This is a genomic window from Sphingomonas melonis (assembly GCF_013409985.1).
Taxonomy (GTDB): Bacteria; Pseudomonadota; Alphaproteobacteria; order Sphingomonadales; family Sphingomonadaceae; genus Sphingomonas; species Sphingomonas melonis_A.
Window position 1 is genome coordinate 679,199 of record NZ_JACCBY010000001.1, and the last position, 15,040, is coordinate 694,238.

The window sequence follows — 15,040 nt, forward strand, 5'->3', positions numbered from 1 at the left end:
CGCGCCAAGTCGGTATCGAATCAGGATTCTGCGCGACCGAAGACTTGCCCGCTCCGCCGGCGGGCGGAGCGGGTGGGGCGGGTCAGCCGCGGCGCTTGAGCAGGCCGTGCATGTCGAGCCAGCGGCTGAATTCCTCGAACCAGCCGGTGCTCGTCGTCGGCTTCTGGTACATGCCGAAGCCGTGGCCGCCCTGTTCGAACAGGTGGAATTCGACCGGGCGCTTGGCGGTGCGCCAGCTTTCGATCAGCCCGAAGCCGCCGTTGGCGAAGAACGGATCGTCGGCGGCGAGCGCGACGAACATCGGCGGCGCGTCGGCGGGGACGGTGACCGCCATCAGCGGGCCATAGATGTTGCCGATGAAGGCGGGCCTGGCATCGCCGCCGGTCAGCGTCGTCGCCATCGTCAGCATCGCGCCGGCGGAAAAGCCGATCATGCCGATCCGGTCGGCGTCGACATGCCATTCGGCCGCGCGCTTGCGGACCAGGGCGAAGGCGGCGCGGGCGTCGGCGATCTGCGGGGCGAGGCCGGCGGCCATCGCGTCGGGCCGGGGACGCGGCGGCCGCGCGCCGGGCGCGAAGATCTCGGCCATCGACCGTTCGAAGCCGGGCATGTCGGCCGGCGTCGGGTTGAGCCGGTATTTGAGGACGAAGGCGGCGACGCCCTTGGCGGCGAGCGCGCGCGCGACGTCCCAGCCCTCATTCTCCATCGACAGCGTGCGGAAGCCGCCGCCCGGCGCGACGATGACCGCCGCGCCCGTCGCCCTGGCGGGATCGGGCAGGAAGGGGGTCAGCGTCGCGACGGTGACGTTGCGGGTGAAGACGCTGCCATATTGGCTGTGCCACGCCTCCGGTGCGGTCGCGCCGGGCAGCTTGCCGGTGTCGAGCGTGATCGCGCCCGGCTGCGCCGGGGTGGGGATCGGCACCATCTTGTCGCTCTGCGCCTGCACCGGCGCGCTCAGCGCCGCGGTGGCGAGGATGCCGATGCCGATCGGTCGCAACAGATATGCAATGGCCGCGGCGTAAATCCGGTGTCTCATGCTTCGCTCTCCCTGATGATCGTCATTGTGTGTCATTGCCCGGCGGCACGCGGCCGGGGCGACAGCCAGCCGCTGTCCGCCAGCCAGTCGTTGAGCCGGTCGGGCCAGTGCAGGATCGAGATCCGGTTCGATTCGTCGAGGTTGAAGGCGTGATCGCTGTCCGCATACATATGCAGTTCCGCCGACACGCCGGCCTTGCGCAATTGTTCGTAGAGCGCGACCGAGGGCGGCGCGCAGCAGGCGTCGCGGCTGCCGGCAACGATGAAGGCGGGTGGCGCCTTGGCGATCGCCTTGGCGGGGATGCCGCGCGGTCCGGGGAACACGAGCACCTGGAAATCGGGGCGCGCCGAGAGGCGGTCGATCGCATCCACCGCAGGGCGGCCGGCGGGTTCGGGATTGTCGGCGATCTGCGAGACCAGTTCGCCGCCGGCGGAAAAGCCCATCGCGCCGACGCGGGCGGGGTCGATGCCGTAATCGGCGGCATGGGCGCGCACCCAGCGCATCGCGCGGCGCGCATCGTCGGCGGCGTCGCCCTCGACCGAATAGGTCGAGCCGGGCTCGTTCGCGAGCCGGTATTTGAGGACGAAGGCGGTGATGCCCATGCGGTTGAGCGCAGTGGCGACCTTGGTGCCCTCGTTGGTCCAGACGAGCAATTTGTGGCCGCCGCCGGGCATGATGACGACCGCGGCGCCGTTGCGGTGCGCCGGATCGGCGGGGAAGGCGATCAGCGAGGGATCATGGATGTTGCGCACCCAGTAATCGCGGGCGACCTCGGCCTCCTGCCGGCGCGCGCGTGAGCCGGGCGCACCGTCGGGCCACAGCGTGATCGTGGTGTAGGTGGGCGGTTGTTGCGGGGCCGGATCCTGCGCGGGCAACGGCGCCGCGGCCAGCAGGATCGCCAAGGCAAAGGCTCGGCGCATCATCACTCTCCCAATGTGTCCGGTCGCCGTGTTCGACGTTCCGGGGTCCCGGCCGATGCCGGGGCGATTGCCTGTGAGCAGCGAGCATTGTCGTGCCCCATGCTCGTTGAACTGGCCCCGAGTCCGGGGTGACGGTGCTGGCGCGGATACCGACCGCGGTGCCGCCGCGACGGGCGATGGCGCTGTGGCCGGGCCGGGGAGGCGTCCGGCCCCGTGCGGGGCCGGACACGCAAGCGTTAGAGGAAACGGTTGATGAGGTTCTCGAGCCGCTCCTGACCGCCCGAGCGCGGCTGCGGATCGATGTTCTGCTCGACCGCGAGATCGGCGATGCCGGCGAGATCGAGATTGGCGATCTTGCCGCCGAACTCGCCCGTCCAGCCCGCGTAACGCTCGGTCTTGGCGGCGTCGAGACGACCGTCCTCGATCAGCGCGGCGGCGTTGAGCAGGCCCTTGGCGACGACGTCGATGCCGCCGACATGGCCGTGGAACAGGTCGATCGCGTCGATCGACTGACGGCGTACCTTGGCGTCGAAGTTGAAGCCGCCGGTGGTGAAGCCGCCCGCGCGCAGGATCTCGACCATCGCCAGCGTCAGTTCCTCGACCGAATTGGGGAATTGGTCGGTGTCCCAGCCGTTCTGCGGATCGCCGCGGTTGGCGTCGATCGAACCGAAGATGCCGAGCGCGCCGGCGGTGGCGATCTCATGCTCGAAGGTGTGGCCCGACAGCGTGGCGTGGTTCGCCTCGATGTTGACGCGCACCTCGTTCTCGAGGCCGTAGCGCTTGAGGAAGCCGTACACGGTCGCGGTGTCGAAATCATACTGGTGCTTGGTCGGCTCGTGCGGCTTCGGTTCGATCAGGATCGTGCCGGTGAAGCCGATCTTGTGCTTGTGCTCGACGACCAGGCTGAGGAAGCGGCCGAAATTGTCGAGCTCGCGCTTCATGTCGGTGTTGAGCAGCGTCTCATAGCCCTCGCGACCGCCCCACAGGACGTAGTTCTGGCCGCCGAGGCGATGCGTCGCCTCGAGCGCGTCGCGCACCTGCATCGCGCCGAAGGCATAGACCTCGGGATCGGGGTTGGTCGCGCCGCCGGCGGCGAAGCGCGGGTGGCTGAACAAATTGGCGGTGCCCCACAGCAGCTTGCGGCCCGACGAGGCCTGCAGCTTTTCGAGGTGGTCGACGGCTTCCGCGAAATAGCGGCGATGTTCGGTGACGTTGGCGGCATCGGCCATCACGTCGACGTCGTGGAAGCAATAGAAGGGCACGTCGAGCTTCTGGAAGAAGTCGAACGCGACCTCGCGCTTCTCGGCCGCGGCGGCGCTGTCATTGGGGCCGCGGTGCCACGGGCGGTTGAAGGTGCCGCCGCCGAACACGTCGGAGCCGGGCCAGCAGAAGGTGTGCCAGAAGCAGGCGGCGAAGCGCAGATGCTCTTCCATCGTCTTGCCGAGCACGACGCGGTTCTTGTCGTAGAAACGGTAGGCGAGTTCGTTCTCGCTGTCCGGTCCTTCGTAGCGGATTTGTGGGATGTCGGCGAAAAAGTCAGCCATCAGAGGGTCCTTATGCGGGGATAGGCGTCGCGGAAGGCGGCGCCCTTGGGAGCGAGGCGCTCGACGAGCGCCGGATCGGGGGTGATCACGTGGGACACGGGGGGTGCCTGGCAGACGTCGGTGGGACTGCCGCCGTCGACCGCGAGCTGGGCGAGGCGCGCGGCGCCGAGCGCCGGCCCGACCTCGCCGCCCTGGAGGTAGACCAGCTCGACGTCCATCGTCGCGGCGAGCGTCTCGCCCCAGTAGCGCGAGCGCGCGCCGCCGCCGATGACCGAGAGGCGCTCGATCGTCGTGCCGGCATCGCGCAGCACGCGGACGCCGTCGGCGAGCGCGAAGCCGACGCCTTCCAGCACCGCCTGCGCCAGCCGGTCGGGACCGGTGTCGTTGTCGAGCCGGAGGAAGGCGCCGCGGACCTGCGCGTCGTTATGGGGGGTGCGTTCGCCGGAGAGATAGGGGAGGAACAGCTCCGGCCCGGCACCCGGCCCGGCGCGCTCGGCGCGCGCGAACAGGTCCGCGGCACCCGCCGCGCCGGTGATCCTGGCGACCCAGTCGATGCACGAGGCGGCGGACAGGTGAACCGCCATCTGGTGCCACATGTCGGGCAGGCAGTGGCAGAAGGCATGGACCGCACCCGCGACATTGGGGCGGAAGCGGTCGGTGGCGACGAAGATCACGCCCGAGGTGCCGAGCGACAGCAACGCATCGCCGTCGCGCACCGCGCCGACGCCCGCCGCGCCGGCGGCATTGTCGCCGCCGCCGCCCGCCACCGGCACGCTGCCCATGCCCCAGAGCTCGGCGATATCGGGGCGCAGGCGGCCGGTGGTGGCGCTGCCCTCGACCAGCGCGGGCATCTGCGCCTCGGTGAGGCCGGTGGCGGCGAGCAAGGTGTCGCTCCAGCGCCGGCCGGCGACGTCGAGCCACAGCGTGCCCGCCGAATCGGACAGGTCGGACACCTTCTCGCCGGTCATCTGCAGCCGGACATAATCCTTGGGCAGCAGCACGGTGGCGATCCGGGCGAACACCTCCGGCTCGTGATGGCGGACCCATTGCAGCTTGGGCGCGGTGAAGCCCGGCATCGCGAGATTGCCGGCGATGTCGTGCAATGCCGGCACCGCGGCTTCCAGCTCGACGCATTCGGCGTGCGAGCGGCCGTCGTTCCACAGGATCGCCGGGCGCAGCGGCCGGTCGTCGGCGCCGAGCAGCGTCGCGCCGTGCATCTGGCCGGCGAGGCCGATACCGCGCACCGCGCGGCGCACCTCGGGATCGATCGCCTGTACCGCGGCGGTCGTCGCCTGCCACCAGGCGTCCGGATCCTGTTCCGACCACAAGGGCTGCGGCCGCTGCACGGTCAGCGCGGCGGTGCCCTGTCCGACGACGCTGCCGTGGGTGTCGAGGACGACCGCCTTGACGCCGGACGTGCCGATATCGATGCCGAGAAACATGCTGCCGCTCAGTTCTTGAAGGGATCGAGCTGCACGATCGTGCCGTCGGGATTGAAGGTCAGTTCGGCGACCTTGGCCGAGCGCAGGTAGTTCTTATTCGACAATTGCGTGTCGTGATAGAACAGCCACCACTTGCCCTTGAACTCGACGATCGAGTGATGCGAGGTCCAGCCCTGCACCGGCGACAGGATATGACCGGTATAGCGGAACGGGCCGTAGGGCGTGCTGCCGATCGCGTAATTGAGGAAATGGGTGTCGCCGGTCGAATAGGTGAAATAATATTTGCCGCCGCGCTTGAACACCCACGACGCCTCGAAGAAGCGGCGGTCGTGGTCGCCGCCGAGCACCGGCTTGCCGGCCTCGTCGGTGATGACGACGTCGCGCGGCGGCTCGGCGAACTGCTTCATGTCGGCCGACAGGCGCGCCATCTTGGGCGACAGCGCGGGCTTGTCGTCCTGCTTCAGGTCGGTGTCGCCGGCGTTGGGGTCGAAGCGGCCGCTGGCCCAGCGCTGGAGCTGGCCGCCCCAGATGCCGCCGAAATACATGTAGCTCTGGCCGTCGGTGTCGGTGAACACGGCGGGATCGATCGAGAAGCTGCCCTTGATCGGTGCCGGCTCGGCCTTGAACGGGCCGGTCGGCGACTTGGACGTGGCGACGCCGATGCGGAACACGCCCTGTTTGTCGCGCGCGGGCATGTAGAGATAATAAGTGCCGTTCTTGTAGGCGGCATCAGGCGCCCAGGTCTGCTTGGAAGCCCAGGGGATGTCCTTCACGTCGATCGCCACCGGGTGCACCGTCACCGGGCCGCCGACGCGGTCCATGCTGAGCACGCGATAGTCGTGCATCGCATATTGCGTGCCGAGATCGTCGTCGGGGATGCCGGCGTCGACGTCGTGGCTGGGATAGACGTAGAGCTTGCCGTTGAAGACGTGCGCGGAGGGGTCGGCGAAATAGAGGTTCTTGACCAACGGCTGGCTGAGGTAGCGCTTGCCCTCGGGGCTGCGCGGTTCGGCGGCGGCGGTCGCCGACTTGGCGGGCCTGGCGACCTGCGCGATCGCGAGCGTGGCGGTGGCGCCGAGCGTGGCGGCGGTCAGGCAGAGGGCGAGACGAAGCCTCATGGCCGATGGTCCTTCCTAGTGGCGGCCTTCTGACGAGGCCTGCGGGATGTGCCGCATGTGCGGGATAGCGCTACCATATGAGGGGCTTCGGCGGGGCGCAAGCCGTTCCGGGACGGGCCGGAAGCCCGGAAATGCGCCGATGCCGATCGCGATCGATCGCGATCGTACCGAATCGGGATCGGGGCTGGCGGGCGGTCGCAACCGCGCCGCGTGAAGCCTTGACGTGCGCCCTTGGCCTGATAGCGATACCACCCAAGGGATGGGCCGGGCCCGGCATCATCCAAGTGGAGAGTCCAGCGTGTCACGCCAACCGGTTCGTCCCTTCCGCTCGCGCGACTGGTTCGCCGACCCGGCCCGCGCGGACATGACCGCGCTCTATCTCGAGCGCTTCATGAACTACGGCCTGACCCCGGCGGAGCTGCGCTCGGGCCGGCCGATCATCGGCATCGCCCAGACCGGCAGCGACCTGTCGCCGTGCAACCGCATCCACCTCGATCTGGCGCGGCGGGTGCGCGACGGCATCCGCGACGCGGGCGGCATCCCGCTCGAATTCCCGGTCCATCCGATCTTCGAGAATTGCCGCCGGCCGACCGCGGCGCTCGACCGCAACCTCGCCTATCTCGGGCTGGTCGAGACGCTGTACGGCTATCCGATCGACGCGGTGGTGCTGACCACCGGCTGCGACAAGACGACGCCGTCGGGGATCATGGCCGCCGCCACCGTCGACATTCCGGCGATCGTGCTGTCGGGCGGGCCGATGCTCGACGGCTGGCACGAGGGCGAGCTGGTCGGATCGGGCACCGTCATCTGGCGCTCGCGGCGCAAGCTGGCGGCGGGCGAGATCGACGAGGAGGAATTCCTGCAGCGCGCCACCGACAGCGCGCCCTCGGCCGGCCATTGCAATACGATGGGTACCGCCTCGACGATGAACGCGGTCGCCGAGGCGCTCGGCCTGTCGCTGCCCGGCTGCGCGGCGATCCCCGCACCGTACCGCGAGCGCGGCCAGTTCGCCTATGAGACCGGCCGCCGCATCGTCGACATGGCGTATGAAGACCTGCGCCCGTCGCGCATCCTGACGCGCGAAAGCTTCCTCAACGCGCTGCGCGTCGTCACCGCGATCGGCGGATCGTCGAACGCGCAGCCGCATATCCAGGCGATGGCGGCGCATGCCGGGGTCGAGGTGCGGCCGAGCGACTGGATGGAGCATGGCTACGACCTGCCGCTGCTCGTCGACGTCCAGCCCGCCGGGCGGTTCCTCGGCGAGCGCTTCCACCGGGCCGGCGGCGTGCCGGCGGTGATGAGCGAGCTGCTCGGCGCGGGCAAGCTCGACGGCGACTGCCTGACCGTCACCGGGCGCAGCATCGCCGAGAACCTCGCCGGCCGCACCGCCACCGACCGCGAGGTCATCCGGCCCTATGACCAGCCGCTCAAGGAGCAGGCGGGGTTCCTGGTGCTCACCGGCAATCTGTTCGACTTCGCGATCATGAAGACGAGCGTGATCTCGCCCGCCTTCCGCGAACGCTATCTGACCGTGCCGGGCCGCGAGAACGTGTTCGAGGCGCGCGCCGTGGTGTTCGAGGGATCGGACGATTACCATCACCGCATCAACGATCCCGCGCTCGGCATCGACGAAGGCTCGATCCTGGTGATCCGCGGCGCCGGCCCGATCGGCTGGCCGGGATCGGCGGAAGTGGTCAACATGCAGCCGCCCGACCATCTGATCCAGCGCGGCATCCTGACGCTGCCGACGCTCGGCGACGGGCGCCAGTCGGGTACGTCGGACAGCCCCTCGATCCTCAACGCCAGCCCGGAAAGCGCGGTCGGCGGCGGCCTGTCGTGGTTGCAGACCGGCGACGTGATCCGCATCGACCTCGCCGCGGGCCGCTGCGACGCGCTGGTCGACGCTGCGGAGATCGCCCGCCGGCGCGGCGAGGCAGCGCCCCCCATTGCCGAGAGCCACACGCCGTGGGAAGAACTGTACCGGGAAAAGACCGGACAGCTCGGTGAGGGCGGCGTGCTCGACTTCGCGCTTAAATATCGGGGTATCGCCGCGCGCACGCCGCGGCATAACCACTAGTATTTTAACCCATTTCGCCGGCGGTGACCGGCACAGGAGAGACGATGACGGATACGATAGGGAGGGCAGGGGGGACTGCCACGAATCACGGCTTCATTGCCGCGATCGTCGCGGTGGCGACGATCGGCGGCTTCATGTTCGGCTATGATTCGGGCGTCATCAACGGCACCCAGAAGGGGCTGGAGGCGGCATTCGCCCTCGGCCGGCTCGGTATCGGCGTCAACGTCGGCGCGATCCTGGTGGGTTCGGCGATCGGTGCGTTCGGCGCCGGCCGGATGGCCGACGCGATCGGCCGCCGCAACGTGATGATGCTCGCCGCGGTCCTCTTCCTCGCCAGCGCGCTGCTCGCCGGTGCGGCGAGCGGTTCGGAAGTCTTCATCTTCGCGCGCATCATCGGCGGCCTCGGCGTCGGCGCTGCGAGCGTGATCTCGCCGGTCTACATCTCCGAAGTCACCCCCGCGTCGATCCGTGGCCGGCTGACCAGCGTGCAGCAGGTGATGATCATCACCGGCCTGACCGGCGCGTTCGTCGCCAATTTCGTGCTCGCCCGCTATGCCGGCGGCTCGACGGCGCCGTTCTGGCTCGGCTTCCCGGCATGGCGCTGGATGTTCTGGCTGCAGGCGATCCCGGCGGCGATCTATCTCGTCGCGCTGTTCGTCATCCCGGAAAGCCCGCGCTTCCTGATGGCCAAGGGCCGCGAGGCCGATGCGCATCGCGTGCTCGTCCGCCTGTTCGGCACCGTCGAGGCCGATCGCAAGGTCGTCGAGATCCGCAACTCGCTCGCCGCCGATCACCACAAGCCCAAGCTGTCGGACCTGCGCGACAAGACCACCGGCAAGATCCGCCCGATCCTGTGGGCGGGCATCGGCCTTGCCATCTTCCAGCAGCTCGTCGGCATCAACGTCGTCTTCTATTATGGCGCGGTACTGTGGGAAGCGGTCGGCTTCACCGAGGACAATGCGCTGCAGATCAACATCCTGTCGGGCGTGCTGTCGATCGCGGCCTGCCTGTTCACGATCGCGACCGTCGACAAGATCGGCCGCAAGCCGCTGCTGCTCGTCGGTTCGGCCGGCATGGCGGTGACGCTGGCGGTGGTCGCCTGGGCCTTCTCGACGGCGGTCACCGATGCGGCGGGCGCCGTGTCGCTGCCCGGCCATAACGGCATGATCGCGCTGATCGCGGCCAACCTCTACGTGATCTTCTTCAACGGCAGCTGGGGCCCGGTGATGTGGGTCATGCTCGGCGAGATGTTCCCCAACCAGATCCGCGGTTCGGGTCTGGCGGTGTCGGGCTTCGCGCAGTGGATCGCCAATGCCGCGATCTCGGTCAGCTTCCCGGCGCTGGCGGTGTCGCCGGGCCTGGCGGTGACCTATTTCGGCTATGCCTTCTTCGCGGCGGCGTCGTTCTTCTTCGTGCGCAAGATGGTCCACGAGACCGCGGGCCGCGAACTGGAAGACATGGCGGGCTGATCCGCCGGTCATCGTCGTGTTCGCAAAGAGGGGCGGTCCTGCGGGACCGCCCCTTTTTCGTGTCAGCGCCGCCAGGCGTAGGGGCCGACCAGGGTGCCGACGAAGCCGGTCGCCGCCTGGGTGCTGAGGAAGCGCGCATCGACATCGGCGGCGAGCGTCCGGCGCGCTGTGCCGGCCTGATAGTCGAACGCCATCGTGCCGCCATTGGCGCGGATGGTCAGCGTCACCGGCGCGGTGGTGACGACCGGCGCCGAGGCGACGAGCCGCTCGGCCCCCTTGTCGCTGGTGTAGAGCGCGACCATCGGCTTGCCCGCGATGCGGGTGATGCCGAAGAACAGAAAGTTGCGGTCGCTCTGCATCGCGGCGAGCCCGGCGCGTTCGCCGTCGCTGTCGGGCGTGAAGCGCACCGTCGTGCTCATCGTCGCGATATGATGGTGCTGGCGGCGGGCGACGAAGGCGGGAACGCCGTTGAGGTCGCCCATCGGTGCGCCGCGTTCGAGCACCAGCTCGTGACGGTCGATCCGATAGACCGGCTGTTTCGGCGTGCGCACGCCGATCCACTGCATCGCCAGCTTGGGGCCGGCGAACGTGTCGGTATAGCCGAAGTCGCCGCTGGTCGGCAGCGCCGGCGGCCGCTGCTGCGGCAGTTTGGGCGCGGGCGCGGTGAACGGGATCGGCTTCCCGTGCGGCAGGATCATCGGCCAGCCCTGTTGCCAGGTCACCGGTAGCAGGAAGGTCTCGCGGCCGATATTGTAGTAATTGTCGGCATAGGGGCGCACCGCGAGGAAGGTCGCCCACCAGTCGCCGTTCTGCGTCTGCACCAGTTCGGCATGGCCCGCCGAGGTGATCGGATGGGGACGCGCCGGATCGAGATCGCGCTGCGTCAGGATCGGATTGCCGGCGAACGGCACATACGGCCCGCGCATGTCGCGCGAGCGGAACACGACCTGCGAATGGTTGACGCTGGTGCCGCCCTCGGCGGCGGTGAGGTAGTAATAGCCGTCCTTCTTGAGGATGTGCGGCCCCTCGATCCACACCGGTTTCTTGCTGATGTCGACGCCGCCGTTGATCAGCTGCGTGCTCTCGCCGACCATCTTGCCGGCGCGCCAGTCATATTCCTGCACCCAGATGGCGCGATGGCCCTCGTAGCGCGGCGGCTCGGCGGGGGCGCGGTTGTTGACGATGAAGGCGCGGTCGCCCTCCCAGTAGATCGACGGGTCGATCCCCTCGAACGGCAGCCAGATCGGGTCGGACCAGGGGCCGGCCGGATTCTTCGCGGTGATGACAAAATTGCCTTTGCAGGAGACGCAGGTGTTGACGATGTAGAAGGTGCCGGCGTGATAGGAGATGTCGGGCGCGAACACCGCTTCGGAGGTGCGGCGGCCGGTGAAGTCGAGCTGGCCGGGGCGGTCGATCGCATTGCCGATCTGCGTCCAGTGGACGAGGTCCTTCGAGTGGAAGACCGGCAGGCCGGGGAAATGCGCGAAGGACGAATTGACCAGATAATAATCGTCGCCGACCCGCGTCACCGACGGATCGGGATAATAGCCGGCGAGGATCGGGTTGCGATAGTCGCCCGGCGCGGGCGTGACCTTCTCCTGCGACTGCCCCTGATAGGCGAAGCGGCTGAAGCGGGGCGCCTCGCTCGCCATCGCCGCCGAGCCGCCGGCCAATGCCAGCGCCACAATCATGGCACGTTCCGCCATCCTCATCTCTCCTACAATTGCCGATGCTGGATGCGCCGGCCGTTGCGGTAACTATAGCGCTACCGAGGCGCTGTGCCAGCCGGTGCGTGACTTTCGGCCTGAAATTGCCCGACAAATAAGCGCGGGCTGAGATGGACACGGTAGCGTTACCAGTTTACGCTTCGTCCTAGCGCGCAAGAACAGAAGCGGCGCGATCCCGTCAGCAGGCCGACGACGATCGCAGACCGGTTCGTCGCGCGCGACGAAAGGAGGAGGGGATGACCGGGCTATCCGCGGATCACCATGAGGCAACGGGCGCGTCGATGACGGGCGTCACGGGGCTCGCGCGCGTCATGTGCGGCGACGGGTCGCTGCCGACCGGCGCCGACGGGCGCGCACCCATTCCTGCCGCTTTCGGCCTGAGCCGCCCGCCGGCGCGCCGGCCGTTGCGCCGATCCTGACTCCCGCGCCCGCCGCCATCACGAGAGGAAGACCCATGACCCCGTTCCGCCCCCGCGCCGTGCGCGCGCTGCTGCCGCTGCTGCTTGCCGGGCTCGCGCCGCCCGCGCCGGGGCTGGCGCAGGAGCGCGACACCGGGACGGTCAGCGCCACCCTGCGCGCCGACACGCCCGGGCCGCAGGTGCATCGCGACGTGTTCGGACAGTTTGCCGAGCATCTCGGCCACGGCATCTATGGCGGGATCTGGGTCGGGCCGAAGTCGCGCATCCCCAATGACGCGGGCTATCGCCGCGACGTGCTCGCCGCGCTGAAGGCGATCAACGTGCCGATGGTGCGCTGGCCCGGCGGCTGTTTCGCCGACGAATATCACTGGCGCGACGGCATCGGCCCGGCGAAGGACCGGCCCGGCAAGGTCAACACCAACTGGGGCGGGGTCAACGAGGACAACAGCTTCGGCACGCACGAATATTTCGGGCTGATGGAGCGGCTGGGCGCGAGCAGCTACGTCGGCGCCAACCTCGGCAGCGCGCCGCCCGCCGAGACCGCGCAATGGGTGGAATATATGACCGCCGCCAAGGGCAGCAGCGTGCTCGCCAAGGAGCGCGCGAAGAACGGCCATGCCGAGCCGTGGAAGGTGCGCTATCTCGGCATCGGCAACGAATTGTGGGGCTGCGGCGGCAATATGCGCGCCGAGTATGCCGCCGACGAGACCAACCGCTATGCGCAATTCGCCAAGTCGGCGAACGGCCCGATGCTCAAGATCGCCAGCGGCCCGAGCGATTCCAACTACGAATGGACCGAGGCGATGATGCGCATCGCCGGCAAGACCATCGACGGGCTGGCGCTGCATTATTACACCCGGCCACGCGACAAGGACTGGAAGGACAAGGGGCCGGCGATCGGCTTTTCCGAGCATGAATGGGCGACGACGATGCAGCACACGCTGCAGATGGACGAGTTCCTGACCAAGCACGCCGCGATCATGGACAAATACGATCCCGCCAAGCGCGTGATGCTGGCGGTGGACGAATGGGGCACGTGGTACGACCCGACGCCGGGCAGCAACCCCGGCTTCCTCGAACAGCAGAATTCGATCCGCGACGCGGTGGTCGCCGGGCTCAACCTCAACATCTTCGTCGCGCATGCCGACCGGGTGCGGATGGCGGCGATCGCGCAGATGGTGAACGTGCTGCAGGCGATGCTGCTCACCGACGGGCCGCGGATGGTGAAGACGCCGACCTATTGGGTGTTCGACCTGTACAAGCCGTGGCAGGGGGCGACCGCGCTGCCGATCACGCTGACCTCGCCCTGGTATCACAAGGACGAGGTGGCGGTTCCGGCGGTCAGCGCCTCCGCGGTGCGCGACGCCGCCGGGCAGGTGCACGTCGCGCTGGTCAACCTCGATCCGCACCGCGCGCTGCCGGTGTCGGTGGCGCTGACCGGCGTGCAGGCCGGGCAGGCGAGCGGCCGGATCGTCACCGGCGCGGCGATGGACACGCACAACAGCTTCGATGCGCCCGATACGGTGACGCCGCAGCCGTTCACCGGCGCGCAGGTGGCGGGCGGCACGCTGACGCTGACGCTGCCGGCCAAGTCGGTCGTCGTGCTCGACCTGCGCTGAGCCGGTGCGCGGCGACCTCCCCTCGTGGTGCCGGTCGGCGGCGGCGGCGGCGCTCGCGCTGCTGACCGCGGCGGCGCCGGCACCGGCGCCGTCCCCGCGCGCGGTGCACGTCAGCGTCGATGCGGCGCGCGTCACCGCGCCGCTGCCGCCGATCTGGCGCTTCTTCGGCGCCGACGAACCCAATTACGCGACGATGGCGGAGGGCAAGCGGCTGCTCGTCGAACTCGGCCGGCTGCGACCGGGCGAGGTGTATTTCCGCGCGCACAACCTGCTGACCAGCGGCGACGGCACCGCCGATTTCAAATGGGGCAGCACCAACATCTACACCGAGCGCGACGGCAGGCCGGTGTACGACTGGCGGATCGTCGACGGCATCATCGACAGCTATCGCGCCGCCGGCATCCACCCCTATCTCGAGATCGGGTTCATGCCCGCGGCACTCAGCGCCGCGCCGCCGGGCACGCCCTATCGCCTGCCCTGGGCGCCGGGCGTCGATGCCAAGGGGACCGCCGGCTGGACCTATCCGCCGCGCGACGAGGCACGCTGGGCCGACCTCGTCTACCAATGGACGCGCCACAATGTCGCGCGCTACGGCCGCGCCGAGGTGGAGCGCTGGTATTTCCAGACGTGGAACGAGCCCAATCTGCGCTTCTACTGGAGCGCCAGTCCCGACGCCTTCTACCGGCTGCACGACATCACCGTCGATGCGATCCGCCGTGCACTGCAGAGCGCGCGGGTCGGCGGGCCCGATCTCGCCGGTGCGGGCGGCACGTTCATGCAGGGCTTCCTGCGCCACGTCACCACCGGCACCAACCATGCGACCGGCAAGACCGGCACGCCGACCGACTTCCTGTCCTTCCACGCCAAGGGCCAGCCGACGGTGGTCGACGGCCATGTCCGCATGGGGATCGCCAACCAGTTGCGCACCGCGGACGAGGCGTTCGCCGCCTTCGCCGCGGTGCCGCAGCTTGCCGGCAAGCCGGTGGTGATCGGCGAGAACGATCCCGAAGGCTGCGCCGCCTGCCCGGGACCGGCCAACGCCTATCGCAACGGCCCGCTCTACGCGAGCTACACCGCGGCGAGCTATGCGCGGCTGTGGGAGCTGGCGCAGCGGCGCGGGACGCGGCTGGAGGGTGCGCTCGCCTGGTCCTATACGTTCGTCGGCCAGCCGTGGTTCGCCGGCTATCGCCAGCTTGCCACCAACGGCGTCGATCTGGCCGTGCTCAACGTCTTCCGGCTGTTCGCGAAACTGGGGGCGGAGCGGCTCGACGCGCGCAGCGACGGACAGGTGCCGCTCGACACGATGCTGCGCGACGGGGTGCGCGGGGCGCCGGATGTCGGCGTGCTCGCGACGCGAACCGCGCCGGGGCGCGTCGCGCTGCTGCTGTGGCATTACCATGATGACGACGTCGCGGGCGCGGAAGCACGCATCGCGCTCGACGTCGCGCATGTCGCGCCGGCCGCGGCCGGGCGGCTCTGGCGGGTCGATGCGCGCCACGCCAATGCGTTCGGCGCATGGCAGGCGATGGGCGCGCCGGCGCGGCCGACCGCGACGCAGGTCGCGGCACTGAAACGCGCCGCGCGACTGGCGCCCGAAGCCGTGCGCCTGACCGGCGGCCGGCTGGCGCTGACCGTGCCGCGGCAGGGCGTGGTGCTCGTCGAATTATGA

11 protein-coding genes are annotated in these 15,040 nt (G+C 69.2%); 5 read left to right on the forward strand and 6 right to left on the reverse strand.

The annotated features are described in order from the left end of the window. Positions 1–82 precede the first annotated feature (82 nt). The 5 genes from HD841_RS03465 to HD841_RS03485 form a co-directional block, all read right to left on the reverse strand. Complete coding sequence (locus HD841_RS03465) at positions 83–1,036, reverse strand: alpha/beta hydrolase (protein ID WP_179507473.1); 954 nt, start codon at positions 1,034–1,036, stop codon at positions 83–85. 32 nt (positions 1,037–1,068) lie between these two features. After that, the gene (locus tag HD841_RS03470; RefSeq protein ID WP_179507474.1) at positions 1,069–1,956 is read right to left on the reverse strand and encodes an alpha/beta hydrolase; all 888 of its coding nucleotides are present in this window, start codon (positions 1,954–1,956) and stop codon (positions 1,069–1,071) included. 236 nt (positions 1,957–2,192) lie between these two features. Beyond that, on the reverse strand, positions 2,193–3,503 hold the full coding sequence (xylA, locus tag HD841_RS03475; protein ID WP_179508077.1) for a xylose isomerase: 1,311 nt from the start codon (positions 3,501–3,503) through the stop codon (positions 2,193–2,195). After that, positions 3,500–4,942: a xylulokinase gene (gene xylB / locus HD841_RS03480; RefSeq protein ID WP_179507475.1), complete on the reverse strand. Its 1,443-nt coding sequence runs from the start codon at positions 4,940–4,942 to the stop codon at positions 3,500–3,502. Before xylB ends, xylA begins: the two co-directional genes overlap by 4 nt. Before the next feature lie 8 nt (positions 4,943–4,950). Beyond that, positions 4,951–6,060 (reverse strand): glycoside hydrolase family 43 protein, encoded by a 1,110-nt coding sequence (locus tag HD841_RS03485; protein ID WP_179507476.1) that lies wholly within the window; start codon positions 6,058–6,060, stop codon positions 4,951–4,953. Positions 6,061–6,319: 259 nt separating this feature from the next. Between HD841_RS03485 and HD841_RS03490 the strand changes: the two genes are divergently transcribed. Beyond that, on the forward strand, positions 6,320–8,137 hold the full coding sequence (locus tag HD841_RS03490; protein ID WP_218845354.1) for an IlvD/Edd family dehydratase: 1,818 nt from the start codon (positions 6,320–6,322) through the stop codon (positions 8,135–8,137). 44 nt (positions 8,138–8,181) lie between these two features. After that, positions 8,182–9,606 (forward strand): sugar porter family MFS transporter, encoded by a 1,425-nt coding sequence (locus HD841_RS03495; RefSeq protein WP_179507478.1) that lies wholly within the window; start codon positions 8,182–8,184, stop codon positions 9,604–9,606. 62 nt (positions 9,607–9,668) lie between these two features. Here HD841_RS03495 and HD841_RS03500 read toward each other — a convergent pair whose 3' ends face one another. Beyond that, on the reverse strand, positions 9,669–11,318 hold the full coding sequence (locus HD841_RS03500; protein ID WP_179507479.1) for a glycoside hydrolase family 43 protein: 1,650 nt from the start codon (positions 11,316–11,318) through the stop codon (positions 9,669–9,671). Positions 11,319–11,569: 251 nt separating this feature from the next. On the opposite strand from HD841_RS03500, the gene HD841_RS03505 reads away from it, so the two are divergent. Genes HD841_RS03505 through HD841_RS03515 form a run of 3 tightly spaced genes read left to right on the forward strand, consistent with a single transcriptional unit; the run spans position 11,570 to position 15,040 of the window. Continuing rightward, positions 11,570–11,752: a hypothetical protein gene (locus HD841_RS03505; RefSeq protein WP_179507480.1), complete on the forward strand. Its 183-nt coding sequence runs from the start codon at positions 11,570–11,572 to the stop codon at positions 11,750–11,752. A 35-nt stretch (positions 11,753–11,787) separates the two neighbouring features. Next, entirely contained in the window at positions 11,788–13,371 is a 1,584-nt protein-coding gene (locus HD841_RS03510) for an alpha-N-arabinofuranosidase (protein WP_179507481.1), read from the forward strand. A 4-nt stretch (positions 13,372–13,375) separates the two neighbouring features. Continuing rightward, the gene (locus tag HD841_RS03515) at positions 13,376–15,040 is read left to right on the forward strand and encodes a GH39 family glycosyl hydrolase (protein ID WP_373562917.1); all 1,665 of its coding nucleotides are present in this window, start codon (positions 13,376–13,378) and stop codon (positions 15,038–15,040) included.

Excerpts from the sequence above, each read along its gene's own strand:
- HD841_RS03465 (WP_179507473.1), bottom strand. The coding sequence starts at position 1,036 with ATGAGACACCGGATTTACGCCGCGGCCATTGCATATCTGTTGCGACCG.
- HD841_RS03470 (WP_179507474.1), bottom strand. The coding sequence starts at position 1,956 with ATGCGCCGAGCCTTTGCCTTGGCGATCCTGCTGGCCGCGGCGCCGTTG.
- xylB (WP_179507475.1), bottom strand. The coding sequence starts at position 4,942 with ATGTTTCTCGGCATCGATATCGGCACGTCCGGCGTCAAGGCGGTCGTC.
- HD841_RS03485 (WP_179507476.1), bottom strand. The coding sequence starts at position 6,060 with ATGAGGCTTCGTCTCGCCCTCTGCCTGACCGCCGCCACGCTCGGCGCC.
- HD841_RS03490 (WP_218845354.1), top strand. The coding sequence starts at position 6,320 with ATGGGCCGGGCCCGGCATCATCCAAGTGGAGAGTCCAGCGTGTCACGC.
- HD841_RS03495 (WP_179507478.1), top strand. The coding sequence starts at position 8,182 with ATGACGGATACGATAGGGAGGGCAGGGGGGACTGCCACGAATCACGGC.
- HD841_RS03500 (WP_179507479.1), bottom strand. The coding sequence starts at position 11,318 with ATGAGGATGGCGGAACGTGCCATGATTGTGGCGCTGGCATTGGCCGGC.
- HD841_RS03505 (WP_179507480.1), top strand. The coding sequence starts at position 11,570 with ATGACCGGGCTATCCGCGGATCACCATGAGGCAACGGGCGCGTCGATG.
- HD841_RS03510 (WP_179507481.1), top strand. The coding sequence starts at position 11,788 with ATGACCCCGTTCCGCCCCCGCGCCGTGCGCGCGCTGCTGCCGCTGCTG.